This window comes from Amycolatopsis sp. NPDC005232, from assembly GCF_040607795.1.
GTDB lineage: Bacteria > Actinomycetota > Actinomycetes > Mycobacteriales > Pseudonocardiaceae > Amycolatopsis.
Genome location: NZ_JBEXHL010000005.1, coordinates 130,503 through 155,912, shown reverse-complemented (window position 1 = coordinate 155,912; position 25,410 = coordinate 130,503). Strand labels below are relative to the sequence as shown.

Genomic DNA, 25,410 nt, shown 5'->3' with positions numbered 1-25,410 from the left:
TCTTCACACACCTCCGTGGGCGATGCGGGCGATCGCCGCCATGGGCACGGCCAGCCAGTCGGGCCGGTTCGCGTGCTCGTAGGCCACTTCGTACACCGCTTTGTCGAGTTCGAACGCACGAAGCAGCTCTCCGTGCTCGCGCGGGTCGCCGATCGGGCCGGCGGCCCCGGCGTACCCGTCGCAAAAAGCCGTGCGGTTGCGGAGCGCCCACTCGAGCGCGCGCTCCGTCGTGGCCGGGTCTTCCGGCTGCCCGACCAACAGCTGCCGGGCCGCGTAGTCGAACGAGCGCAGCATGCCCGCGACGTCGCGCAGCGGCGAGCGCAGCGCGTGCCGCTCCTCCAGCGGCGCGGCGGGCTCGCCCTCGAAGTCGAGCAGCAGCCAGCCGCCGACCGTGCGCAGCACCTGGCCCAGGTGCAGATCGCCGTGGATGTACTGCATCGAGATCTCCGGCCGGCCCGGCGGCAGCTCGTGCAGCGCGGCGAACACCTTGTGCAGTGCGGGTGCGTGCTCGGCCAGCTCCGGGACGTCGCGCGCGACGCGGTCGAGCCGCTCGGTCATGCCCGCCACCGTGCGGGCGAGCTCGGACTCGTCCACCGGGTGCGCGCCCAGCGCCGCCGCGAGGTCGGTGTGCACGTGCGCCACCGCCGCACCGAGGCGCTCGGCTTCGCCGGCGAAGTCGCCGCCGACCTCGTCCGGGTGCAGCTCCGGCTCGGCCATCAGGTCGCGCACGCTCGTGGTGGCCATGGCCCAGCCGTCGACGGCGTCGGGCAGGAACACCTGCAGCATCGCGATCGTCGCCGGCTCACCGGCGAGCTCGCCGGTGATCGAGCCGACGACCTCGGCGATGTGCTCGCAGCCCGCCTTCTGCAGCGCGCGGTGCAGCAGCAGGTCCTTGTTCGTCCCGGGGCTGAGCTTGCGGAACAGCTTGAGGATGTACTGCCCGCCGTACACCAGCGACGTGTTGCTCTGCTCGGAGGTGATGGGCCGCGCGCGCAGCCCGCCGGTCAGCTGCGCGCCGGGCTCGTGCTCGAACACCAGTGGGCCGACGCGGTCGCCGGCCACCATGTGGTCGAGCAGCACCGCGGTGAGGTCCGCATCGCCGCTCGCCTCGTAGAAGTTGAGGCCGCCGTCGGCGCCGAGCCACGCCGACGACGAGATCTCCGGCGGATGCGAACGGCGCCCGACCAGCAGCTGGTAGGGCTCGGACCGCTCGCCCTGCACCACCTCGACGACCACGTGCAGCAGCTGCGGGTCGCCTTCGACCAGCTCGGTGGACGCGAGCGCGCGGACGGCCGTGATCGGCCGGTCCTTGCCCGCGAACCACCGCTGCGCCGGAAGCCAGGCCGGCAGCTCGGCGACGAGCTGCTCCACCAGGTGCCCGTGGTCGGTCAAGGCACTCACCTCATTTCGCCTTCGGCTTCCCGCTCGAGGAGCTGGAACCAGTAGAACCCGTGACCGGGCAGCGTGAGCAGGTACGGCAGTTCACCGACCTCCGGGAATCGCACCCCGCCGGTGAGCTCCACCGGCACGGACCCGCGGTGACCGGACAGGTCGAGCTCCACCGGCTGCGGGAACCGCGACAAGTTGTTCACGCACAACACCACGTCCATGCACCCGTCGGGGCGACGCCACTCGCGCTTGTACGCCAGCACGCTCGGGTTGGACCCGCCGAGGTCCACGAAGTCGCCCTCGGCGAACGCGTGGTGCTGCTTGCGCACCTCGATCATCCGCCGGGTCCAGTTCAGCAGCGAGGACGCGTTGTTCGACTGGGCCTCGACGTTGACGGCCTGGTGCCCGTAGACCGGGTCCATGATCACCGGCAGGTAGATGCGGCCGGGGTCGCACGAGGAGAAGCCGGCGTTGCGGTCCGGTGTCCACTGCATCGGCGTGCGGACCGCGTCGCGGTCGCCGAGCCAGATGTTGTCTCCCATGCCGATCTCGTCACCGTAGTACAGAACGGGCGAGCCCGGCAGCGACAGCAGCATCGCCGTGAACAGCTCCTGCTGGTTGCGGTCGTTGTCCAGCAGCGGCGCCAGGCGCCTGCGGATGCCGATGTTGGCCTTCATCCGCGGGTCTTTGGCGTACTCGGAGTACATGTAGTCGCGCTCTTCGTCCGACACCATCTCGAGCGTGAGCTCGTCGTGGTTGCGAAGGAAGATGCCCCACTGCGTGCCGCTCGGGATCTGCGGGGTCTGCAGCAGGATCTCCGAAATCGGGAACCGCGACTCGCGCCGCACAGCCATGAAGATGCGCGGCATCAGCGGGAAGTGGAACGCCATGTGGCACTCGTCGCCACCGACCGCCTGGTCGCCGAAGTACTCGACCACGTCCGAGGGCCACTGGTTCGCCTCGGCCAGCAGGATCCGGCCGGGGAACTCGTCGTCGACGACCTTGCGGCAGTGCTTGAGGAACTCGTGCGTGCGCGGCAGGTTCTCGCAGTTGGTGCCCTCCTGCTCGAACAGGTACGGCACGGCGTCGAGCCGGAACCCGTCGATGCCGAGGTCGAGCCAGAACCGCAGCACGTCGATCATCGCTTCCTGCACGGCCGGGTTCTCGTAGTTGAGATCCGGCTGGTGGCTGAAGAAGCGGTGCCAGTAGAACTGGCCGCGCACCGGGTCGTAGGTCCAGTTCGACGTCTCGGTGTCGACGAAGATGATGCGCGCGTCGGCGTAGCGCGAGTCGTCGTCGCTCCACACGTAGTAGTCGCCGTACGGGCCGTCCGGGTCCGAACGCGACTGCTGGAACCATGGGTGCGCGTCGGAGGTGTGGTTCAGCACCAGGTCGGTGATGACCCGGATGCCGCGCTTGTGCGCTTCGCCGAGCAGGTACACGAAGTCCTCGACGGTGCCGAACTCCGGCAGCACCGAGCGGAAGTCGCTGATGTCGTAACCGCCGTCGCGCAGCGGCGACGCGTAGAACGGCGGCAGCCACAGGCAGTCGACGCCGAGCCACTCCAGGTAGTCCAGCCGGCTCGCGAGGCCGCGCAGGTCGCCCGTGCCGTCCCCGTTCGAGTCGGTGAAGGCGCGCACGAGCACCTCGTAGAACACGGCGCCCTTGAACCAGTGCGGGTCGCGCGGCGCCGCTTCGGCGTGTGCGAACTCGTCGGCCTGCGGTTCCACGAGCAGGCCCTCGGCGGTCATCGCCTCGCCCGTGTGCGGAACACCGTCCAGGCCCAGAGCTGCGTCGGGCCGGCTCTCGTCGTCCATCAAACTCCACCTCGTCCCGCGTTCCGGCGGTACGTTCGATCGTCCCTGCCGCGTGCCGTGCGTGCAGGGTGGCTGGAAAAAATCGTTCAGAGCCCCGTACCCGATCCGACCAAAAGTAGGCGGGCACCCAACTGAGCGTTACTGCGTGTGGCAACCGTTCCCGCCGTGGCTGTGGTCGGATCGGGAACCAGAAGCACGGCTAACCCGCGAGCCGGCGCCGGACCGCGACGACGTGCGCGACCGCACGCCACGGTTCGAGCCGGACGAAGTTCGCCTGGCCCCAGTCCCAGGTCTCCCCGGTGACCTCGTCGTGGGCGATGAGCCGCTCGTGCCAGTCGAAGCCGAGCGACTCCAGGTCGAGCCACAGGGTGCCTTCCTGCGCACCGTGCGGATCGAGGTTCACCACTGTGACGACGGTGTCGCCGGTCGCCGGGTCCTGTTTGGAGTAGGCGAGCAGCGCGCCGTTGTCGACGTGGTGGAACCGCAGGGTCCGCATGCCCTGCAACGCCGGATGCGTCTTGCGGATCGTGTTGAGCTTCGTGATCCACGGCTCCAGCGAGCGGCCTTCGGCCAGCGCCCGCTCGAAGTCGCGCGGACGCAATTGGTACTTCTCCGAGTCGAGGTACTCCTCGCTGCCCTCGCGCACCGGCTGGTGCTCGTAGAGCTCGTACCCGGAGTAGACGCCCCACGTCGGCGACAGCGTGGCGGCCAGCGCCGCCCGCAGCGCGAACATCCCCGGGCCGCCGTGCTGCAGCGACTCGTGGAGGATGTCCGGGGTGTTCACGAACAGGTTGGGGCGGCCCTCGTTCCAGTGTTCGACCAGGTCGGTCCCGAACTCGGTCAGCTCCTCCTTGCTCGTGCGCCAGGTGAAGTAGGTGTAGCTCTGGGTGAAGCCGAGCTTCGCCAGGCCCCACAACCGCGCCGGGCGCGTGAACGCCTCGGCCAGGAACAGCACGTCCGGGTGCGCGTCCTTGACCGACTGGATCAGCCACGCCCAGAAGTCCGGCGGCTTGGTGTGCGGGTTGTCGACCCGGAAGATGCGCACCCCGTGCGACACCCAGTGGAGCACGACGCGGAGCACCTCGTCGTAGACACCGCGCGGGTCGTTGTCGAAGTTGACCGGGTAGATGTCCTGGTACCTCTTCGGCGGGTTCTCGGCGTAGGCGATCGTGCCGTCCGGGCGGGTGGTGAAGAACTCCGGGTGCTTGAGCACCCACGGGTGGTCGGGCGCGGCCTGCAGCGCGAGGTCGAGCGCCACCTCCATGCCGAGCTCGTCGGCGCGGGCGACGAAGGCGTCGAAGTCCTCGAACGTGCCGAGGTCCGGGTGGATCGCGTCGTGACCGCCCTCGTCGGCGCCGATGGCCCACGGCGAGCCGACGTCCTCGGGCGTGGCGACGAGCGTGTTGTTGGGGCCCTTGCGGTTCACTCGCCCGATCGGGTGGATCGGCGGCAGGTACACCACGTCGAAGCCCATGTCCGCGACCCGGTCGAGTGAACGCGCGGCGGTGGCGAAGGTGCCGTGGACGGCGTTGCCGTGCTCGTCGACCCCGCCCGTGGAACGCGGGAAGACCTCGTACCAGGAACCGAAGGCCGCGCGCTTGCGGTCGACCCACAGCTTCAGCGGTTTGCCCTTGGTGATCAGTTCCCGCACGGGGAATTCGTGCATCAAGTGGCGCACTTCGGGCGAAAGCGCGGCGCCCACGCGCTCGGCGAGGCCGCGGCCGGCGTCGCGCAGATCGGTGGCCGCGCCGGCGAGCAACGCGCGCTCGGCCCTGCGCTCGGGCCGTCGGGACACGCGCTCGAGCAGGCGCGCGCCGTTCTCGAAGTCGTTGGCGAGGTCCTCGGGCCCTTGCCCCGCCGCGATCTTGACCTCCACGGTGTGTTCCCACGTGGCCCACGGGTCGCTCCACGCGTCGACGCGGTAGGTCCACAGTCCCTCGGTGTCGGGCACGATCACCGCGGCGAAGAGGTCCAGTCCCTTGCCGCGCTCGGCCATCCGCGTCTGCCGCGACACGCGGTCGCCGGGACCGCGCCACGCGACGGTGGCCGACACGGCGTCGTGACCTTCACGCCACACCGTCGCGGACACCGGAAAGTGTTCCCCCACAACGGCTTTGGCCGGGTACCGGCCGCAGCTGACCGTGGGGCTGACGTCGTCGATACCGAGCCGGCCGGTCATGGCAACGCCCCTCTTTTGACTGCGCTGATCCCCCGCGAACGCGAGCACGGTCAGTGTGCCTGATTCCCTCAAAGCCCTTGACAGCGGGGCCTTTTACGGTTGTACCCGCCACCCGGTCGGGCGAAACGGCTCCGGCCGGACGAAGTTTTCGCCGTTCCCACACGTTCGGTTCGATCGCAACTCGAACGCCGGAACAATCACCCCGCGCCTGGTTTCCGCGGTTTCCCCGTAACACGGAAGTCGAGCGCCGTTCACAATCAGGCGCGAGTCGCCGCGCGGTGGTTCGCGCCCGACTGTCCACAATGGGCTCCGAACACGACCGCGCCGCCGGCTCCGGGAGCCGGCGGCGCGGGTGTCGGGCGGGACTGCTCGGGTGCTACCCGACGCGGGCCGGGAGCGCGGCGAGGATGTCCTGCACCCGCTCCTTGGCGTCGCCGAAGAGCATCTGGCTGTTGTCGCGGAAGAACAACGGGTTCTGCACGCCCGCGTAGCCCGGTGCCATGGACCGCTTGAACACCACGACGTTGGCGGCTTCCCAGACCCGCAGCACCGGCATGCCGGCGATCGGGCTGCCCGGGTCCTCCGCGGCCGACGGGTTCACCGTGTCGTTGGCCCCGATCACGAGCACGACGTCGGTGTCGGCGAGGTCGTCGTTGATCTCGTCCATCTCCAGGACGATGTCGTAGGGCACCTTCGCCTCGGCGAGCAGCACGTTCATGTGCCCGGGCAGCCGGCCGGCGACGGGGTGCACCCCGAACCGGACGTTCACGCCCTGCTCGCGCAGCCGCCGCGTCAGCTCGGCCACCGGCGACTGCGCCTGCGCGACCGCCATGCCGTAACCCGGCGTGATGACCACCGAGTTCGCGTTCGACAGCAGCTCGGCCACCCCGGCGGCGTCGATCTCGCGGTGCTCGCCCGTGACCTCCGCCGGGCCGCTGGTCGCCGGCGCGCCGAAGCCACCCGCGATGACGGAGATGAACGAACGGTTCATCGCCTTGCACATCACGTAGGACAGGTAGGCACCGGAAGAGCCGACGAGCGCGCCGGTGATGATCAGCAAGTCGTTGCCCAGCAAGAAGCCCGACGCGGCCGCGGCCCAGCCGGAGTAGCTGTTGAGCATCGACACGACCACCGGCATGTCTCCGCCGCCGATCGAGGCGACCAGGTGGACGCCGAGCGCCAGCGCGAGCACCGTGACCACCACGAGCAGCCACGTGGCGGGGGTGATCACGAAGAACACCGTGAGCACCGCGAACGCGACCAGCGCGCCGAGGTTGAGCATGTTCTTGCCCGGCAGCTGCAGCGGCTTGGACGGGATCCGCGCCGACAGCTTGAGGAAGGCGATGATCGAGCCGGTGAACGTCACGGCGCCGATGAACACGCCGATCACGACCTCGGCGTGGTGGATGCCCAGCAGCGACCCCACGAGCTCCGTCTGCGCGTCGTTCCCTTCGACCTCGAGGTACCCGTTCCAGCCGACCAGCACCGCGGCCAGGCCGACGAAGCTGTGCATCAGCGCGATCAGCTCGGGCATGCCGGTCATCTCGACCACGCGCGCCCGCCAGACTCCGATCGCCGCGCCGATCACGAGCGCGATGAGCAGCAGCGTGATGCCGAGGCCTGAGGCCAGGCCCAGCGCGGTGGCCGCGGTCGCGACCAGCGCGATCGCCATGCCGGCGATCCCGAACCAGACCCCCCGGCGCGAGGTCTCGTGCTTGGCGAGCCCCGCGAGGCTGGCCACGAACAACAGGGCGGCGATCAGGTACGCCGCCGACTTCCACGTTTCAGCGTGCACTGGTCACTCAGCTCCTCGAGAACATCGACAACATCCGGCGGGTCACCATGAACCCACCGACGATGTTGATGGCGGCCAGCAGCACGGCGGCGGCGGCCAGGATGGTGGTGGCGATCCCGCCGCCGGCGATCTGCAGGATCGCGCCGACGACGATGATCCCCGAGATCGCGTTGGTCACCGACATCAACGGCGTGTGCAGCGCGTGGTGCACGTTGCCGATCACGTAGAAGCCGATCACGATGGCGAGCACGAACACCGTCAGGTGCCCGGCCAGCTCCGGCGGGGCGAACGCCGACGCCAGGAACAGGACCACCGCGCCGATCACAGCGACCACCGCCCGGGCCCACGGCGACTTGGGCTTCTCCGGCTGTGGCGCAGCCTGCGGGGCGGGTGCGGGCGGCGGTGCCGCGCTCACCGACACCTTCGGCGGCGGCCACAGGACCTCGCCGTCGCGGACCACGGTCAGCCCGCGCTGCACCACGTCCTCGAAGTCGAGGGCGAGCCGGCCGTCCTTCTCGGGCGTGAGCAGCTTCAGCAGGTTCACGACGTTGGTGCCGTAGAGCTGCGAGGCCTGCGTGGGGAGCCGTCCTGGCAAGTCCGTGTAGCCGATGAGCGTGACGCCGTTGTCGGTCGTCACGACCTCCCCGGCCTCGGTGCCGGCGACGTTGCCGCCCTGCGCGGCGGCCATGTCGACGACGACGCTGCCCGGCTTCATCGACGCGACCTGCTCGGCCGTGAGCAGCTTCGGCGCGGGCCGGCCCGGGATGAGCGCGGTCGTGATGACGATGTCCACGTCGGCGGCCTGCTCGGAGTAGATCTCCGCCGCCCGCCGGTCGTAGGCCTCCGAGGTCGCCTTCGCATACCCGTCGGTACTGGCCTCCTGCTCGACCTCGACGGCGAGGTACTCGCCACCGAGCGAACGGACCTGGTCGGCCACCTCCGGCCGCGGGTCGGTCGCGCGGACCACGGCACCCAGGCTGTTGGCCGCGGCGATCGCCGCGAGCCCGGCGACCCCGGCCCCCGCCACCAGCACCTTCGCCGGCGGCACCTTCCCGGCCGCCGTGACCTGGCCCGTGAAAAACCGGCCGAACACGTGCGCGGCCTCGATCACGGCCCGGTAGCCGGCGATGTTCGCCATCGAGCTGAGCACGTCCAGCGACTGCGCCCGCGAAATGCGCGGAACCGCGTCCATCGCGAGCGCCGTGACGCCGCGGGCGGCCAGCGCCGCCAGCCGGTCCGGCTCCAGCGCCGGAGCCAGCATCGACACCAGGGTCGTGCCCGGGCGCAAGTTCTCGATTTCGCCCGGGTCGGGCGCGTTGATGGTGACGACGACGTCCGCGTCCCACACCGGATCGGCCGACACCTCGGCGCCCGCGGACAGGTAGGCCTCGTCGTCGAACCCCGATCGCACGCCGGCCCCGGACTCCACCAGCACGCGGTAACCCAGGCCGATGGCCTTGCGCACGGTGTCCGGCGTCAGCGCGACGCGGGTCTCGGTTTTCGTCGACTCCGCGACCAGTCCGATACGCAGACCGGGCTCGGATCCGGTGCCGTCGTCGCTCATGCACTTCTCCTCGGGGATAGCCACGCTGGATTTCAACATCCAACGATCCGGATGACGAGGGGGATTCCGGCGATCCGAGGTGAGAGTGATCTCTTGACCGATTTCTGCGAAACCTCTTGATCGATGCACCTCGGGGACCGCCGGGGCCCCGCACTAAAGCGGCTGGGGGCCCGACACGAAGTCCCGTGGCGCTCGGAGCAGCTGCAACGACCGGGCCGCCACGACGATGCGGCTCTTCGGTTCCAGCACCCCGACGTACGCGGGGCTGCCGTCGGCCGTGCCCGTGTCGAGCGTGGGTTTGTAGGTGGCACCGTACTCGGGTCCGGGCAGCACCACCTCCACATCGTCCTCGCCGGCGTGCAGGATCAGCAGCCACGAGTGGTCGGTGACGAGCTCGCCCTCGCGGTTGCGGGCTTGGGAGTTGGACCCGTCGATCCACATGCACAGCGTGCGGCGGCTCTCGTCGAACCAGTCGATCTCGTCGAACTCCTCGCCGTCGGGCCGGAACCAGATGAGGTCCGGTTTGCCGGTCGGCGTGGTGCGGCCTTCGAAGAACTCCGGCTGGCGCAGCGCGGGGCTGCTCGCGCGCAGGCGCACCACGCGCCGGGCGAAGGCGAGCATCGGCTCCGACGCGGCCGAGGGCGTCCAGTCGACCCACGACGTCTCGTCATCGAGGCAGTAGGCGTTGTTGTTGCCGCCCTGGGTCCGCCACATCTCGTCGCCCGCGACGAACATCGGCGTGCCGGTGGACAGCAGCAACGTGGCGAAGAGGTTGCGCGCCTGGCGGGTGCGCAGCGCGACGATGGACTGGTCGGCGGTCTCGCCCTCCACGCCGTGGTTCCACGAGCGGTTGTCGGTGGTGCCGTCGCGGTTGTCCTCGCCGTTGTCCTCGTTGTGCTTTTCGTTGTAGGACACCAGATCCCGCAACGTGAAGCCGTCGTGAGCGGTCACGAAGTTGACCGACTGCCACGGCCGGCGCAGGTTGTGGTCGTAGAGGTCCGACGAACCCGAGAGCCGGAACGCGAGGTCACGCACGCCCGTGACCCCGCGCCAGAAGTCGCGCAAGCTGTCGCGATAGCGGCCGTTCCACTCGGCCCACTGGGCGCCGAAGTCGCCGACGCGGTAGCCCTCCCCCGTCGCGTCCCATGGTTCGGCGATGAGCTTGCACCGCGACAGGACCGGGTCGGTGGTGATGGCCGTGAGCATGGTGGAGTCGCGGTCGAACATGCCGCCGCGCGGGCGGCCCAGCGTGCTCGCGAGGTCGAACCGGAAGCCGTCCACGCCGAGCTCCTGCGTCCAGTACCGCAGCGAGTCGGTGACGAGCCGGACCACGGTCGGCGAGCCCGAGTCGAGGGTGTTGCCGCAGCCGGTGATGTCGGCCATCTGCCCGCGCTTGGTGTGCAGGTAGTACGCCGGCGCGTCGAGCCCGCGCAGGAACAGCGTGGGCCCGTCGGGGCCGCCCTCGCAGGTGTGGTTGAAGACGACGTCGACGATCACCTCGATGTTGGCCGCGTGCAGCGCCGCCACCATCGTCCGGAACTCCTCGATCTCGCGGCCGGGTTCGCTCGCGTACCCCGGGTGCGGGGCGAAGTAGCCCAGCGGCGAGTAGCCCCAGTAGTTGTGCCGGCCCGCGTTCACCAGCGACGGTTCGTCGGCGAACGCGTGCACCGGCAGCAGCTCCACTGTGGTCACGCCGAGCCGGGTGAGGTGCTCGATCGCCACCGGGTGCGCGAGACCCAGGTAGGTGCCGCGCAGCGCTTCCGGGATGAACGGGTGCAGTTCGGTGAACCCCTTCACGTGCAGCTCGTAGATCACCGACTCCTCGAACGGCACCTCGGGCCTCACGCCCGTGTCCGGCCCGCCGGGCGAGGTGACCACCGACAGCGGCACGCTGCCGAGTGAGTCCACAGTGGACGCGGGACCGCGGTCCGGGTCGCCCACGAAGCCCTGCGCGGCCGCGAGGTCGGTCAGCCGGCCGCTGATCCGGTGCGCGTACGGGTCCACGAGCAGCTTCGCCGGGTTGCAGCGCAGCCCTCGTCCCGGGTCGTACGGGCCGTGCACGCGGTAGCCGTACCGCTGCCCCGGCGTCACGCCCGGGACCAGCCCGTGCCACACGCCGAACGTCCGCTCGGTCAGCTCGATGCGGCGCTCGGAGCCGTCGTCACCGAGGAGGCAGACCTCCACTGCGTCGGCCACCGCCGAGGTGACGGCGAACCGCACCCCTCCGGCTTCCGGGTGAGCGCCGAGCGGAAAGGGGCGGCCGGCCAGGACCTGGGTGTCGGAAGCGGGTCGTGTTGCCATGGGGAGATCCTCCCAAACCGGCCCGTCCCGCGGGTCCGGCTACCCGGCTGAACTTTCCCGGGAAAGTGCCGGATCTCCCCCGTAAACGCCGGTCAGGAGGTGGCCACCAGCACGAAAGACGCGGGAGGCAACCTTACGGATTCACCGGCATGGTCGAACTCCGGCGTGTCCCAGGACGCCAGGACCTCCCCCGGCGTCCCGCCGAGTGGGACGGTCGCCGTGGTTTCGCCGAAGTTGCAGACGAGCCTCAGCGCGCCGCGGTGCAGCACGAGCCACGAATCGTCCGGTGCCGCCCGCACGACGAATCCGTCGAGGCTCGGGTTGGCCAGCTCGGGTCGTTCGCGGCGCAGCCGGATCAGCGTGCGGTAGGTCCGCAGCATCTGCTGGTGCGCCGGCTGCTCCGGCTCGGACCAGTCGAGCCGCGAGCGCGCGACGGTCGCCGGGTCCATCGGGTCCGGCACGTCGGCCTCGCCCCAGCCGTGGCGGCCGAACTCGCGCCGCCGGCCCGTGCGCACGGCCTCGGCCAGTTCCGGGTCGGGGAAGGAAGCGAAGAACTGCCACGGCGTGCTCGCTGCCCACTCCTCGCCCATGAACACCATCGGCGTGTACGGCGAGCAGAACACCACCGCGGCCGCGGCCGCGATCAGGCCGGGCGCGACGGTGGCCGAGAGCCGGTCGCCGGTGGCGCGGTTGCCGATCTGGTCGTGGTTCTGCAGGTACGCGAGGAACCGGTCGCCCGGCACCTTGCGCGTGTCGACCGGGCGGCCGTGGGTGCGTTCGCGGAACGAAGACCAGGTTCCGGCGTGGAAGAACACCTCGCGCAACGTTTTCGCGAGCGCGCCGGGCGCGGCGAAGTCCGCGTAGTAACCGGAGGTCTCGCCGGTGATGCGGACGTGCAGCGTGTGGTGCAGGTCGTCGGACCACTGCGCGTGCACGCCGTAGCCGCCACCCTCACGCGGGGTGACGAGCCGCGGGTCGTTCTGGTCCGACTCGGCGATCAGGGTGAGCGGGCGGCGCACGGCCGCGGACAGCTCGCCGACCTCGGTGGCCAGCTCCTCCAGCAGGTGCGTGGCGCGCTTGTCCACCAGCGCGTGGACGGCGTCGAGCCGAAGCGCGTCCACGTGGAAGTCGCGCAGCCAGCCGAGCGCGTTGTCGAGCACATAGCGGCGCACCTCGTCGGAACCCGGGCCGTCGAGGTTGAGGCCCGCGCCCCAGTCGGTGTGGCCGGCGAAGTACGGGCCGAAGCGGTCCAGGTAGGCGCCTGAGGGGCCGAGGTGGTTGTAAACGACGTCCAGCACCACGGCGAGGCCGCGGGAGTGGCACGCGTCGACGAACCGCTTGAGGCCGTCCGGTCCACCGTAGGGCTCGTGCACCGCGCCCCACAGCACGCCGTCGTAGCCCCAGCCGGCCGTGCCGTCGAACGAGTTCACCGGCAGCAGCTCGACGTGCGTGATGCCGAGGTCCACGAGGTGGCCGAGGCGCTCGATCGCCGAGTCGAACGTGCCGCCCTCGGTGAAGGTGCCCAGATGCAGCTCGTAGACGACGCCGCCGGGCAGCCGACGGCCCGTCCACGCGCCGTCGGTCCACTCGAACTCGGCGTGGTCGTACACGCGCGAAGCCTCGTGGACGCCGGCCGGCTGCCGCAGCGATCGCGGGTCCGGCAGCGGCTTGTCGTCGTCGCCGAGGAGGAAGGCGTAGTCGGTACCGGTGACGTCGGCCTGCCACCAGCCGCCGGCGGTTTGGCGCATCTCGTGGTCAGAGCCGTCGACCCGCACCCGCACGCGGTCCGCGGCGGGCGCCCACACGGTGAACATTCAGGAATCCCCTCGCACCAGAAGAGCCACCGGATACTTGTCGAACAGCGCCGCGGCCAGGGGCGCGTCGCCGACCGCACGGCCGGTGAGCACGTCGGTCCAGAAGCCGTCGGTCAGCGGCAGCACGGTGTCGCGCCAGCCGCCGGACTTCTCGAGCGCGACGGGCAGCCGCGTCACAGCGACCGCCAGGTCTTCCCCGCGCTGGAACGCCAGCAGGTGCTCGTCGGCCGCGCCCTCGGCCTTCAGCGGCCGGTAGCCGGTGAACAGTTCGGGCCGTTCGCGCCGCAGCGTCAGCGTCCGGTGGACCAGGAGCAGCTTCGCGGCACCGGTTTCGTCGACCTCCGGCTGTTCGCCGGCCAGCACGCGCTCGAGGATCTCGCGGCGCGCGCCGTAGTCGACCTCGCGCCGGTTGTCCGGGTCCACGAGCGAGAAGTCCCACAACTCGGTGCCCTGGTAGACATCCGGCACGCCCGGCCCGGCCAGCTGCACCAGTTTCTGGCCCAGCGAGGTCACCCAGCCCGGACCGCGCAGCTTCCCGACGAACTCCTCGACCTCGGCCACCAGCTCGGCGTCGCCGAGCACCTGCTCGGGCCACGCGGCGACTGCCTGCTCGAACGCCTCGTCGTGGTCGGTCCAGGTGGTGCGGAGCTTCGACTCCTTCGCCGCCTTGTCGAGGTAGTCGCGCAGGCGCTCGGGCGCGATCGGCCACGCGCCCACGAGCGTCTGCCAGGCCAGCAGGTTCAGCGCCGGCTCGTCGATGCCGCGGCGCTTCGTCCAGCGGCGCACGGCGTCGCCGAACTCCTCGGCCAGCTCGGACAACGCCACCTGCCGCGCCCGTGTGTCCTCGGAGCGCTTGGTGTCGTGTGTGGTCAGTGTGGTCATGCTCGCCGGACGTCCCGCGGCCCGGCCCGCGGCCAGCTCGTGGAACTCGGCCACGCCGCGACCGAAGCGGTCGGGGTCGCCGCCGACCTCGTTGAGCGCGGCGAAGCGGGTGAAGCGGTAGAAGGTCGTGTCCTCGGTGCCCTTGGCCACGACCATGCCGGACGTCTGCTGGACGCGCGTCGCCAGCTCGCCGCCGGGTTCCGCGCGGACCTGCGTGTCCAGCGCGGTCAGGGCTTCGCCCAGGTCGGGCCGGCGCGACCGCGCGCGCTCGACGGCGCCGGTCCACTCGGCGGCGCCCTCCGGCAGGTACGAGCGGTAGACGCCGAAGGCGATCATCACCTCGGCCACGGCGGCGCGCGCGGCGTCCGGCTCGACCCCCTCGACCAGGCCCGCGATCCGGTGCACCTCGGCCACGAGGATCCGGTCGGTGACCAGGCGCCGCGCTTCCTCTTCCACGGCGAGGTAGTCGGTGCGTCCGCCCAGCTCACCCGCGAGCCGCGTGAACACCGGCTTCGCGGCCGGGTCCACGAAGACGCCGGTGATCTCGTTGAGCGCGTCGTAGCCGGTGGTGCCGTCTACCGGCCAGCTCTGCGGCAGGGCCTCGCCCGGGTGCAGGATCTTCTCCACGACCAGCCACGCGTCGGGAGCGCCCGCGCGCAGGCGGCGCAGGTAGCCGCCCGGGTCGGCCAGGCCGTCCGGGTGGTCCACACGCAGGCCGGCGACGTCGCCGTCGGCCACCCAGCGCAGCACCTCGCCGTGGGTCTCGGCGAACACCTCGGCCTTCTCGACCGTGACAGCCGCGAGGTTGGTGATGTCGAAGAAGCGGCGGTAGTTCAGCTCGGCATTGCCGCGGCGCCAGCCGACGAGCTCGTAGTTCTGGCGCGCGTGCACCTCCTGCGGCGTGCCCTCGCCGGTGCCGGGCGCGATCGGGAAGCGGTGGTCGTAGTAGACCAGTTCGTCGTCGTCACCGGAGCGGTCCACGGTCAGCTCGGCGACGGCCGCGTCCTCGCCGAGCACGGGCAGCAGCACCTTGCCGCGGCTCCAGTCGATGTCGAAGAACCCCGCGTACTCCGACGCCTGCCCGTGGCGGAGCACGTCCCACCACCAGCGGTTGAGCTTCGGAACCTCCACGGACATGTGGTTCGGCACGATGTCGACCACGAGCGTGAGCCCGGCGGACTTCAGCCGCGCCACCAGCACCTGGCGGGCTTCCTCGCCACCCAGCTCCGGCCGCGCGCGGGTCGGGTCGACCACGTCATAGCCGTGGGCGGAGCCGGTGGTCGCGTCGAGCACCGGCGACGCGTAGAGCGCACCCGCGCCCAGCGCCCGCAGGTAGTCGACGATCCCGGCGGCGTCGGTGAAGGTGAACTCCGGGCGCAGCTGTACCCGGTACGTCGAGGACGGCGCGTTCACGCCTGCTCCTCCCGGCCGGTGCGCTGCAGCACCACGAGCGACCGCGCGGCGAGCGTGTGCTTCCCGCCACCGGGCACCGGGTCCACATCGGACTGTCCGACCTGGCCGGTGGCCGTGTCGACGACGACCGTCCACTCGGTGCCGTACCCGTTGGCGGGCAAGGTCATCGCGATGTCCTCGTAATGCGCGTTGAACGCGAGCAGGAACGACTCGTCGACCACCGCCATGCCGCGCGGGTCGAGGTCGGAGATGCCCTCGCCGTTGAGGAAGATGACCACGGACTTGCCGAAGCCGTCGTCCCAGTTCTGCTCGGTCATCTCCTCGCCGGCCGGGGTGAACCAGGCGATGTCGCCGAGCTCCTCGCCCTTGCGCACCGGCTTGCCCTGGAAGAACCGGCGGCGGCGGAACACCGGGTGGCGCTTGCGGAACGCGGTGAGCGCCGCGGTGAACTCGACGAGGTCCGCGTTCTCCTTGGCGAGCGCCCAGTCCATCCAGGACAGCTCGGAGTCCTGGCAGTAGGCGTTGTTGTTGCCCTGCTGCGTGCGGCCCAGCTCGTCGCCGTGCAGCAGCATCGGCACGCCCTGGGACAGCAGCACGGTGGCGAGCAGGTTGCGGCGCTGACGGGCGCGCAACGCGAGGACCTCCTCGTCCTCGGTCGGGCCCTCCACGCCGCAGTTCCACGACCGGTTGTCGTCGGCGCCGTCGCGGTTGTCCTCGCCGTTGGCTTCGTTGTGCTTCTCGTTGTAGGACACCAGGTCCTCGAGGGTGAAGCCGTCGTGGGCGGTGACGAAGTTGATCGACGCGAACGGCCGCCGGCCGTCATCCTGGTAGAGGTCCGACGAGCCCGTGATGCGGGAGGCGAACTCCCCCAGCGTCGAAGGTTCGCCGCGCCAGAAGTCGCGCACGGTGTCGCGGTACTGCCCGTTCCACTCCGTCCACAGTGGCGGGAAGTTGCCCACCTGGTAGCCACCGGGGCCGACGTCCCACGGCTCGGCGATGAGCTTGACCTGGCTCACGATCGGGTCCTGCTGCACGAGCTCGAAGAACGTGGACAGGCGGTCGACGTCGTAGAACTCGCGCGCCAGCGCGGAGGCGAGGTCGAAGCGGAACCCGTCCACGTGCATCTCGGTGACCCAGTAGCGCAGCGAGTCCATGATCAGCTGCAACGTGTGGGGGTTGCGGACGTTGAGCGAGTTGCCCGTGCCCGTGTAGTCCATGTAGTACTTCGGCTCGTCCTCGACCAGCCGGTAGTAGGCCTCGTTGTCGATGCCGCGCATGGACAATGTCGGCCCGAGGTGGTTGCCCTCGGCGGTGTGGTTGTAGACGACGTCGAGGATCACCTCGATGTTGGCTTCGTGCAGGGCACGGACCATGCCCTTGAACTCCTGCACCTGCCCGCCCTGGCCCGGCATCGCCGCGTAGGCGTCGTGGGGCGCGAAGAAGCCGATGGTGTTGTAGCCCCAGTAGTTGCGCAGGCCCTTCTGGTCCAGGCCGTGGTCGGTCACGAACTGGTGCACGGGCATGAGCTCCACCGCCGTGACGCCGAGCTTCTTCAGGTGCTCGATCACGGCGGGGTGCGCAAGGCCGGCATACGTGCCGCGCAGGCGGTCGGGCACGAACGGGTGCGTCATCGTCATGCCGCGCACGTGCGCTTCGTAGATCACGGTCTCGTGGTAGGGCGTGCGCGGCGCGCGATCGCTGGCCCAGTCGAAGAACGGGCTCACCACCAGCGAATACGGCACGTGCCCGGCCGAGTCCTGGTCGTTGCGCGTCTCCGGGTTGTCGAACTCGTACCCGAACAGCGCCTCCGACCAGTCGACGCCACGCGAAAGCGCCTTGGCGTACGGGTCGATCAGGACCTTGTTCGGGTTGCAGCGCAGGCCGCGGTCAGGGTCGTACGGGCCGTGCACGCGGAAGCCGTAGCGCTGGCCGGGACCGATGCCGAGCAGGTAGCCGTGGTGGACGAACCCGTCGACCTCCTCCAGGCGCGAACGCGTTTCCGTGCCGTCCTCGTCGAACAGGCAGAGCTCCACGTACTCGGCGACCTCGGAGAACAGGGCGAAGTTCGTGCCCACCCCGTCGTAGGTGGCGCCGAGCGGGTAGGGCCTTCCGGGCCAGGGACGCACGGGACTCTCCTTGGGGGACATCGGTTTGTCGGGTTTCTCGGGGAAGACTGACTTACCCGCGCGGGCGGGTCTCGAACCACGAAGGCCGGCCCGGGCGGTTACGGGAGCGGGCGGGCGGCCTTGAGCGGGGCGACCGCCGCACGCACCCGCGCGTCGGCGAAGAACCCGTCGACACTGACGGGGAGCGGGATCCGCCAGTTAGGGTACTGGTCGATCGTCCCGGGCAGGTTGGGCTGGCGCCGTTCGCCGACCACGTCGGCTGGTGAGGTGAGCACCAGGCGTGACGCCGCCGAGGCCAGGAGCGTGTGCAGGGCCACCACCGGGTCGTCGGCGGGGATGCCTTCGCGCGCAACGAGGTCGAGCAGCGCGCTGCGTTCGGCCGCCGCCTCCGTGTACTCCTGCTCCACGGGCCGGTCGAGCAGGCCCAGCTCGGCCCGGACGCGCACGTGCTCCGCGTCGAGCCAGCCGGACACGGTGGGCAGGTCGTGGGTCGAGATGCTCGCCATCGCGTGCGGGTCCCAGTCCGCGGGGCGGACGAACGGTTTGCCCGGTGCGTCCCAGTCGCGCTGGAACCACAGCACGGCGGAGCTGAGCACGCCGCGTTCGTGCATGGTCTCGGTAACGGTTTCCTCGACCGTGCCGAGGTCCTCACCGACCACCACGGCGCCGGCGCGGTGAGCCTCGAGCGCGAGTACGCCGAGCATCGCCTCGGCGTCGTAGTGCACGTAGGTGCCGCGGCCGGCGGGCTCGCCCGGCGGGATCCACCACAGGCGCCACAGGCCGGCGATGTGGTCCACGCGGATGCCGTCGGCGTGCTGCAACACGCCGCGGATGACGTCGCGGAACGGCGCGTACCCGGCCTCGGCGAGGCGGTCGGGCCGCCACGGCGGGAGGTTCCAGTCCTGGCCCTGCTGGTTGAACGCGTCGGGCGGCGCGCCCACGCGCACGCGGGCCGCGAACACGTCGCGCAGCGCCCACGTGTCGGCGCCGCCGGGGTGCACGCCGACGGGCAGGTCGTGCACGACACCCACCGTCATCCCGGCCTCACGCGCCGCGAGACGGACCTCGTCGAGCTGCTCGTGGCACAGCTGCTGGAGCCAACCGTGGAACTCGACGCGGTCGGCCAGCTTCTCGCGGGCCGCGGCCACCTCGGGGCTCGCCGGGTCGCGCAGGGCCTCGGGCCACTCGCGCCAGTCGGCGCCGTGCACCTCGGCCAGCGCGCCGAACGTCGCGAAGTCGCGCAGATCGCCGTGGAGCTCGACGGGCCGCGGGTGGTGCGGGCGCAGCAGCTCGAGCGCGGTGCGCTTGGCGTCCCACACGGCGTCGTAGTCGATCAGGTCCGGAACCGCGTCCGGGGCCAGGGCCAGCACCTTCGTGCGCGTGGCCTCGCCGGCCCGGGCGAACGCCTCGGTGTCGGTGACCCGCAGGTACACGGGGTTCGCGAAGCGCCTGCTCGACGGCGAGTACGGCGAGCGCTCCACAGGGTGCGCGGGGCTGAACGCCTGCACCGGGTTGACCAGCAGCACTCCCGCGCCGAGCTCGGCGGCCGAGCGCGTAGCCGTGGTCCGGAGGTCGCCGAAGTCGCCCATCCCCCACGACCCGGCCGAGTGCAGGGCGTAGAGCTGCAGCATCCAGCCCCACGCGGCGGGCACCTCGGGCAGCTTCGCCGGGACCACGGCCAGTGGCATCCGGCGCTCGCCGGCGACGACGTGATGCCAGCCCAGCGGCAGGTCGGCCGGCAGCGTGGTGCCGACGTCGCGAGTCGTGCCGTCCTCCAGCTCGACGGTGACCTCGCGGCCCAGCTCGCGCGTGTCACCGGCGCGCACGACGATCGTGGGCGGCAGATCGGCCGACGCCCGGGACTCCCGGACGCGCTCCAGTGCCCGGCGGATCGACTCCGCGCTCGAGGCGTCCACGTCGAACTGTGCGAGGACGGCGACGACCACGTCGGCCTCGACCCGGACTTCCACGCGGTCGGAGTTCTCGTAGTGGGTCGCCACGCCGTAGGCGGCGGCCAGCTCGGCCAGCTCGGGCGAAACGTCGGGGGTCGGTGATCCGGAGGCGGTCGGGCTCTGCACCGGCCCAGTGTCGCGGCCCGCGCCGGGGCGCGCCAATCGCCTCGCCGGGCGGCACCCGAATGCCGGATGCGTACAGCGGTGACCGGCCAGTCGGGGGGCGTGCCGGCCGGTCACCGCCACACCCACCGAGAGGCCATCCGGTGAACAGAATGACGCGTGGGGACGCACGTCACCTGTTCGAGTGAAGTTCTCCCCGCTCAGCGCGCGAGCGAGCCCGGGTACAGGTATCGGGCCGGCGGGATCACGGAGCTGTGCGCCCACGCGGTGAAGAAGCCCGACAGGTCCTGCCCCGCCTGCGCCGACGCGAAGTGCTCGAAGTCGGGCCAGGACGCATTGCCGTCGCGGTGCGCGGTGATCCAGTGATTCAGCAGGCCGAAGAACTTGTCGTCGCCCATCGTGCGGCGCAGCGCGTGGAGCATGAGCGAGCCGCGGTCGTACAGGGCGTAGTCGAGCGGCCGGTCCTTGCCCGGGTCGTAGATCGGCACCTGCCAGTAGGCCGCGTCGCCCGCGTTCTGCTCGACGATCGAGCGGTAGCTCTCATCGAGGTCGGCCCCGTTCTCGGCCTCGTCCCACAGCTGCCCGGCGTACTGGGCGAAGCATTCGGCCAGGCAGCCGTCGCGCCAGTCCGAAAAGGACACCGCGTCGCCGAACCACTGGTGCGCCAGCTCGTGCACGGCCGACGCGTCGAAGAACGCGCCGTCGTAGGTCGGGCGGGTCTGCGTCTCCAGCGCGAGGCTGCCCTCGGTGGCCTCCGGCTCGACGACGATCGCGCCGGTCGAGTCGAACGGGTACGGGCCGAACGTGTCGGTCAGGAAGCCCATGATCTTCGGCAGCAGCGCCTCGGAGTCGGGGAGGATGCTCGTGTTCTGCCCATACGCGGTGATCACGGGAGTGCCGTCGGCGAGCTTCGAGGTGTGCACGGTGAACTTGTCGATCGCCATCGTCGTGGCGTAGGAGACGATCGGGTGGTCCTCGTGCCAGCGGAACGTCGTGTGGCCGGCGTTCGTGGTCGTCGGGCCGGGCAAACCGTTGCCCACCACCGTCCACCCGGTCGGCACGGTCGCCTCCAGGTGCAGCGCCGCCTTGTCCGAGGGGTGGTCGTTCAAGGGGAACCACGCCGTGGCCGAGTGCGGCTCGCCGCTCACGTCGATGCCGCCGCCCACGAGCCGGTGCCGGCTCGCGCCCACCGGGGGGCCCGAGTACACGACGCGCACGGCGAAGGTGCTGCCGCGCCGCACCCGCGTGCGCGGCGTGATCACCAGCTCGTGCGCGCCCGACCGGGCGATCGCCTTGGCCGGCACGCCGTTCACGGTCACCGCCGAGACCGTGAAGCCCTCCAGATCGAGGTCGAACCGGTCGAGGTCCTGGCGCGCGGCCGCGTGGACCGTGGTGTCGCCGGTGAAGGAACCGGGGTTCGCGGGGTCGTAGGACACCTTCACGTCGTAGCGCGAGACGTCGTAACCGCCGTTGCCGTCCTGCGGGAAGTACGGGTCGCCGACGCCGTCCGCGCCGATCGCCGACGGCTGCGCCATGCCGAGCGCCGCCGCTCCGCTCGCGACGAGTGCGAGCGCTTTGTACCAGCTCATGCTTGTTCCTTCAGGGTTCCAGGGTGGAGGTAGGGCTCGGGCGGGATCACGGTGCTGTGTGCCCACGCGGTGAAGAAGCCGGTGAGGTCGTGGCTGTACTCGTGGGCCGCGAGGTGCTCGAAGTCGGCCCAGGAGGCGTTGGCGTCGCGGTGCCGGCCGAGGAAATCGCGCAGCGTCCGGAAGAACACGGGGTCGCCGACGGTGCGGCGCAGCGCGTGCAGCATGAGCGGGCCGACGGTGTAGGAGCCGCCGTAGAACCCGTCGCCCGGGTCCGCGAGGGGGATCTTCCAGAAGTCCGGGTCAGCGGCGGCGGTGAGCGCGGCCCGGTAGTCGGCGTCGAGGTCGTGGCCCTCCTTCGCCTCCCGCCACAGCCATTCCGCGTAGGTGGCGAAGCACTCCTTGAGGCAGATGTCGGACCAGCGCGCCACCGAGACGCTGTCGCCGAACCACTGGTGCGCCTGCTCGTGCACGATGTCGGTGAACCGCTCCGGCGGGACCCCGCCCGGGTAGACCGGCCGGTCCTGCAGTTCGAACCCGCCGCCGGTGTCGCCGGGGTAGAAGATCCCGCCCGCCGAGGACAACGGGTACTCGCCGAAGCGGCTGGACAGAAAGCCGAGCACCTCGGGCAGCCGGTCCTCGAACGGCTTCGCGGCCTCCGCGCCCGTGGTGTACGCGTCGACGACCGGGGTCCCGTCGGCGAGGCGTCCCGTGTGGACTGTCATCCGGTCGATCACCACGCCCGTCAGGTAGGAAGCCACGGGGTGGTCCTCGGTCCACGAGAACGTCTTGCGCCCGCCGCGCACCACCGGCGGCGCGGGCACCCCGTTGCCCACCACGGCCCAGCCCGGCAGGTCCGGCATCGTCACGGCGAGGTGGAACGTCGCCTTGTCCGACGGATGGTCGTTCACCGGGTACCAGCTCGACGCGGAATGCGGCTCGCCGAACGCGTGCACCGCACCGGCGTCGTCGGCCGTCATCCAGAAGAAGCCCGGCGTGCCCTGGTATCGCACCCGCACCCGGAAGGACTGCCCGCGCCGCAGGGGTTCGGCGGGTGTGATCACGAGCTCGTGCTCGCCGGTGCGCGTGAAGGCCGCGGGCGCGCCCGCCACCGTCACGCTCTGCACGGTGAAGCCCTCGAGATCGAGGTCGAAACGGCTCAGGTCCTGGGTGGCCACGGCGTCGGCCGTCGTGTCGCCGGTAAGGAAATCGGGTTTCGCGGGGTCGTAGTCCAACGCGACGTCGTAGTGGCTCACGCGAAAGCCGCCGTTGCCGTCCTGCGGGAACAGCGGGTCGCCGACGCCGTCGGACCCGGGGCTCGGGCGGCGACCGCCGTACTCGAGGCGAGCACGAGGATCGAGCCGGTGGCGACCGCGGTCGCCCACACTCTCTTCAGCACCGCGCCAGGCTGGCAGAACGGCGGGCCGAACCGGTCAGGAACTTGTCAGGGCCGGATGAGGGTTCCGTGATCGAGTTTACCCGCGAGCCGCCCGAGCCAGGCCACGACCTCGGCCGGCTCGCGGTCCGGCAACCCGAAGACCACCTCCGTGACCCCGGCCGCTTCGAGCCGCGCGAGGCCTTCGGGATCGGGCCGCGGGCCGAGCGCGGCCACCTGCGGCTCGCCGGCGCGACCCTCGGCGCGCCAGATCTCGCGCAGCAGCCCGACGTTCTCCTCGACGTCCACTTCGGACGGTGTGGTGAGCCAGCCGTCGGCCGAGCGCGCGATCCAGCGGAACGTGCGCTCGGTTCCGGCCGCGCCCACGAGCACGGGAACTCGCTCCTGCACCGGTTTCGGCCACGCCCAGCTCGGGCCGAACGCCACGTGCTCGCCGTCGTGGCTCGCGACCTCGTCGGTCCACAAGGCACGCATCGCGTCGAGGTACTCGCGCAGCACAGTGCGGCGCTTGCCCGCCGGCACGCCATGGTCGGCCAGCTCGTCGGTGTTCCACCCGAACCCGACGCCGAGCGTGACTCTCCCACCCGAGAGGTGGTCCAGCGTGGCGATCGCCTTGGCGAGCGTGATCGGGTCGCTCTCCACCGGGAGCGCGACCGCCGTGGCCAGGCGGATGCGCGTGGTGACCGAGGCCGCGGTGGCGAGCGAGACCCACGGGTCGAGCGTGCGCAGGTACCGGTCGTCGGGCAGGCTCGCGTCGCCGGTGCGCGGGTGCGCGGCCGTGCGCTTGACCGGGATGTGCGTGTGCTCAGGGACGTAGAAGGTGTCGAACCCGGCCGATTCGGCCGCCTGCGCCGCCGCCGCGGGAGTGATCCCGCGGTCGCTGGTGAAGAGCACGATGCCGTATCTCACGACTCTCGACAGTATTAGAACGTGTTTCAGTTTGCAACGAAATCCGCCTGGCCGCCGGAAGTGTTCTACCGTGCGCAGGTGGCCCTCGGGCCACGGAGCACCGCACCGCCCGCCCGGTTTGGCGATTATTCCTGGAAAAACGGCGCTTGACGTGGGGTGGGCCGGGGGACTGAACTGGTAGGGGCGATCACCCGGCCCGATCCGTCCTGAGGAGGGGGTCATGCTTCCCCATCGTGACCGCAGTGCACTGCGGAAGATCGAAGAAGAGCTGGCCGCGAGCGACCCTGACTTCGTCGCGGCGCTGAGCGCCGGCGCTCCGCCCGTGCGGTCACGCACGTGGCTCACCACCTTGATCCTCGCCGACGTCACGGTGGTGCTGATGATCGTGGTCGGGCTGCTGGCCGGCAGCACCGGCATGTTCCTGTGGGGCCTCGTCACGATCCCGGTGCTCGTCTGGATCCACCGGTCGATCCTCATGCGCAAGCGCGACCACACGGCCGACGACGCCAAGGCCTAGCGCAGGGTCAGAGCATCGCGGTGATGTTCGGCCGGACACCGAGCAGCGCCTTGCCGTAGATCTCGTGGTTCACCGCCGGCTGTGCCATCGCGTGGGTCAGTGCGAAGTTCGCATCGCGCCAGATGCGCTGCAACGGGTGCTCGTCGGCGAACCCTCCCGTGCCGTGCGCCGCCACGAGGATCCCGATCGCGTCGACAACGCTCTGCACGGCCAGTCCGATGTCCCCGTGCACCCGCGCCCGCGCCAGTTCGGTCATCGGTTCGCCGCTCGAGAGGGCAGCGTCGACGTCGTCCGCGGCCCGCGCGGAGTGCAGGTGCGCGGTGTCGATTTTCAACGCGGCTTCGGCGAAGCGCACCTGGAACACCGCCGAATCGGCTTGGCGCGCATAGGCGGTTCCGGTCACACCTTTTGCCGACGCGGCCTCGCGCACCAGGCGCAGCGCGGCCCGGCCGAGACCCAGTTGCGGCGCCGCCAGCACCACGGTCAGGTACGGCGCGAAGACTGAAACACGTTCCAGAAGCGCGGCCGTGCGCACGACACGATGCTCGGGCACGAAGAGCTCGTCCGCGACCACGGTGTCACTGCCCGTGCCGCGCATGCCGGCGACGGCCCACGTGTGCTCGATGCCGTAGTCGCTCGCCGGCACGAGCGCCATCGCGGGTTCGCCGCTGTCCCCCACGGGAATCCCGAGCAGCGCCCAGCCCGCGTGCGCGATCCCCGACGCGTACGGCCAGCGCCCGCCGACGCGGTACCCGCCGGGCACCCGCTCGGCCCGGGCGGTCGGCGCGAGCGCGCCCGCGATCTTCGCCTGCGCGTCCGCCCCGAAAACGTCCTCCTGCGCTCGCTCCGGGAAGAGACTCACCACCCACGCGCACGCGTTCACGAGCGTGAGCACCCACGACGTCGCGCCGTCCGCCTCGCCCGCTTCCGCGCCGATGTCGAGGAGCGTCCGCAGGCTCGCCTCGTGGCCGCCGAAGCGCCCCGGCGTGCCGAGCCGGAACAGGCCGGCGTCGTCGAGTGCGCGCACGGATTTGTCGGTGAGCCTGCGGTCGGTCTCCCCCTGCGCGGCCTCGGCGGTGAGCAGGGGCCGCAGCTCCCGCGCCCGCGCGACAAGATCGTTCACGGCTCCAGTGTGCCCTCGCGGGTCACTTCCCGGCCACGGCGCGCTCCAGCAGCGGCGTGATCCGGTAGGGCACCATCTCGCGCATCACGAGCGCGTTGTGCGTGCGCTCCACGCCGGGGATCTCGAGCATCTGCCCCGCGATGCGGTAGAGGTCGTCGGCCTCCCGTGCCACGACGTGCACCAGCAGGTCGGACTGCCCGGTCAGCCCGCGGACCTGCAGCACCTCCGGCACGGCGGCCAGCGCGCGGCCGACCTCATCGAGCAGCCGCTGCGTGACCTGCACGGTCACGAACGCCGTGAGCGGGTAGCCGAGTGCCGCAGGGTCGATCCGGTGCTCGACCGAGCGCAGCGAATCGCCCTGTTCCAGCCGCGCGAGGCGGCTTTGCACGGTGTTGCGCGAGAGCCCGAGCTCATCGGCCAGCGCGACCGCGGTGGCGCGCGGGTTGCGGTTGAGCGCGAGCAGGATCCGGGCGTCGGTGGCATCGAGCCGCTGACCACTGGGCATGGTGCGCAGTCCTCTCGGC

At 71.0% G+C, this 25,410-nt stretch carries 16 protein-coding genes; 1 reads left to right on the top strand and 15 read right to left on the bottom strand.

What is annotated here, in order from left to right; translation table 11 throughout:
* Positions 1-3 precede the first annotated feature (3 nt).
* The 13 genes from ABZU76_RS12070 to ABZU76_RS12010 form a co-directional block, all read right to left on the bottom strand.
* A complete protein-coding gene (locus ABZU76_RS12070; RefSeq protein ID WP_354867874.1) occupies positions 4-1,392 on the bottom strand; it encodes an aminoglycoside phosphotransferase in 1,389 nt (462 codons plus the stop codon).
* Between the two features lie 5 nt (positions 1,393-1,397).
* The gene (gene treS / locus ABZU76_RS12065) at positions 1,398-3,206 is read right to left on the bottom strand and encodes a maltose alpha-D-glucosyltransferase (protein WP_220241832.1); all 1,809 of its coding nucleotides are present in this window, start codon (positions 3,204-3,206) and stop codon (positions 1,398-1,400) included.
* A gap of 199 nt (positions 3,207-3,405) precedes the next feature.
* Positions 3,406-5,385, bottom strand: coding sequence for a maltotransferase domain-containing protein (locus ABZU76_RS12060; RefSeq protein ID WP_354867871.1), 1,980 nt, complete (start codon positions 5,383-5,385; stop codon positions 3,406-3,408).
* A 376-nt stretch (positions 5,386-5,761) separates the two neighbouring features.
* Positions 5,762-7,180: a Re/Si-specific NAD(P)(+) transhydrogenase subunit beta gene (gene pntB, locus ABZU76_RS12055; protein ID WP_354867868.1), complete on the bottom strand. Its 1,419-nt coding sequence runs from the start codon at positions 7,178-7,180 to the stop codon at positions 5,762-5,764.
* Between the two features lie 7 nt (positions 7,181-7,187).
* Positions 7,188-8,744, bottom strand: a complete 1,557-nt coding sequence (locus ABZU76_RS12050) for a Re/Si-specific NAD(P)(+) transhydrogenase subunit alpha (RefSeq protein ID WP_354867866.1) — start codon at positions 8,742-8,744, stop codon at positions 7,188-7,190.
* 153 nt (positions 8,745-8,897) lie between these two features.
* A complete protein-coding gene (gene glgX, locus ABZU76_RS12045) occupies positions 8,898-11,045 on the bottom strand; it encodes a glycogen debranching protein GlgX (protein ID WP_354867864.1) in 2,148 nt (715 codons plus the stop codon).
* Positions 11,046-11,137: 92 nt separating this feature from the next.
* Positions 11,138-12,859 carry a malto-oligosyltrehalose trehalohydrolase gene (treZ, locus tag ABZU76_RS12040; protein ID WP_354867862.1) on the bottom strand — a complete coding sequence of 574 codons (1,722 nt, stop codon included), beginning with the start codon at positions 12,857-12,859 and terminating at the stop codon, positions 11,138-11,140.
* On the bottom strand, positions 12,860-15,154 hold the full coding sequence (treY, locus tag ABZU76_RS12035; protein WP_354867860.1) for a malto-oligosyltrehalose synthase: 2,295 nt from the start codon (positions 15,152-15,154) through the stop codon (positions 12,860-12,862).
* A complete protein-coding gene (gene glgX, locus ABZU76_RS12030; RefSeq protein WP_354867858.1) occupies positions 15,151-17,280 on the bottom strand; it encodes a glycogen debranching protein GlgX in 2,130 nt (709 codons plus the stop codon). Before glgX (ABZU76_RS12030) ends, treY begins: the two co-directional genes overlap by 4 nt.
* Before the next feature lie 98 nt (positions 17,281-17,378).
* Positions 17,379-19,358, bottom strand: a complete 1,980-nt coding sequence (gene malQ, locus ABZU76_RS12025) for a 4-alpha-glucanotransferase (RefSeq protein WP_354867856.1) — start codon at positions 19,356-19,358, stop codon at positions 17,379-17,381.
* 197 nt (positions 19,359-19,555) lie between these two features.
* Positions 19,556-20,944, bottom strand: coding sequence for a M1 family metallopeptidase (locus ABZU76_RS12020; protein ID WP_354867853.1), 1,389 nt, complete (start codon positions 20,942-20,944; stop codon positions 19,556-19,558).
* Positions 20,941-22,326, bottom strand: coding sequence for a M1 family metallopeptidase (locus ABZU76_RS12015; RefSeq protein WP_354867851.1), 1,386 nt, complete (start codon positions 22,324-22,326; stop codon positions 20,941-20,943). Before ABZU76_RS12015 ends, ABZU76_RS12020 begins: the two co-directional genes overlap by 4 nt.
* Before the next feature lie 59 nt (positions 22,327-22,385).
* Positions 22,386-23,246 carry an LLM class F420-dependent oxidoreductase gene (locus ABZU76_RS12010; RefSeq protein ID WP_354867849.1) on the bottom strand — a complete coding sequence of 287 codons (861 nt, stop codon included), beginning with the start codon at positions 23,244-23,246 and terminating at the stop codon, positions 22,386-22,388.
* Positions 23,247-23,466: 220 nt separating this feature from the next.
* Here ABZU76_RS12010 and ABZU76_RS12005 point away from each other — a divergent pair, with 220 nt between their 5' ends.
* Positions 23,467-23,763, top strand: a complete 297-nt coding sequence (locus ABZU76_RS12005; protein WP_354867848.1) for a DUF3040 domain-containing protein — start codon at positions 23,467-23,469, stop codon at positions 23,761-23,763.
* 7 nt (positions 23,764-23,770) lie between these two features.
* Here the strand turns inward: ABZU76_RS12005 and ABZU76_RS12000 are convergent, their stop codons facing one another.
* Positions 23,771-24,886 (bottom strand): acyl-CoA dehydrogenase family protein, encoded by a 1,116-nt coding sequence (locus ABZU76_RS12000; protein ID WP_354867845.1) that lies wholly within the window; start codon positions 24,884-24,886, stop codon positions 23,771-23,773.
* Positions 24,887-24,908: 22 nt separating this feature from the next.
* Complete coding sequence (locus ABZU76_RS11995) at positions 24,909-25,391, bottom strand: Lrp/AsnC family transcriptional regulator (protein WP_220241846.1); 483 nt, start codon at positions 25,389-25,391, stop codon at positions 24,909-24,911.
* Between the last annotated feature and the right edge of the window lie 19 nt (positions 25,392-25,410).

What these genes read in the sequence shown, in the direction of transcription:
- treS (WP_220241832.1), bottom strand. Translation starts at nt 3,206, where the DNA reads ATGGACGACGAGAGCCGGCCCGACGCAGCTCTGGGCCTGGACGGTGTT.
- ABZU76_RS12060 (WP_354867871.1), bottom strand. Translation starts at nt 5,385, where the DNA reads ATGACCGGCCGGCTCGGTATCGACGACGTCAGCCCCACGGTCAGCTGC.
- ABZU76_RS12050 (WP_354867866.1), bottom strand. Translation starts at nt 8,744, where the DNA reads ATGAGCGACGACGGCACCGGATCCGAGCCCGGTCTGCGTATCGGACTG.
- glgX (WP_354867864.1), bottom strand. Translation starts at nt 11,045, where the DNA reads ATGGCAACACGACCCGCTTCCGACACCCAGGTCCTGGCCGGCCGCCCC.
- treZ (WP_354867862.1), bottom strand. Translation starts at nt 12,859, where the DNA reads ATGTTCACCGTGTGGGCGCCCGCCGCGGACCGCGTGCGGGTGCGGGTC.
- ABZU76_RS12020 (WP_354867853.1), bottom strand. Translation starts at nt 20,944, where the DNA reads ATGAGCTGGTACAAAGCGCTCGCACTCGTCGCGAGCGGAGCGGCGGCG.
- ABZU76_RS12005 (WP_354867848.1), top strand. Translation starts at nt 23,467, where the DNA reads ATGCTTCCCCATCGTGACCGCAGTGCACTGCGGAAGATCGAAGAAGAG.
- ABZU76_RS11995 (WP_220241846.1), bottom strand. Translation starts at nt 25,391, where the DNA reads ATGCCCAGTGGTCAGCGGCTCGATGCCACCGACGCCCGGATCCTGCTC.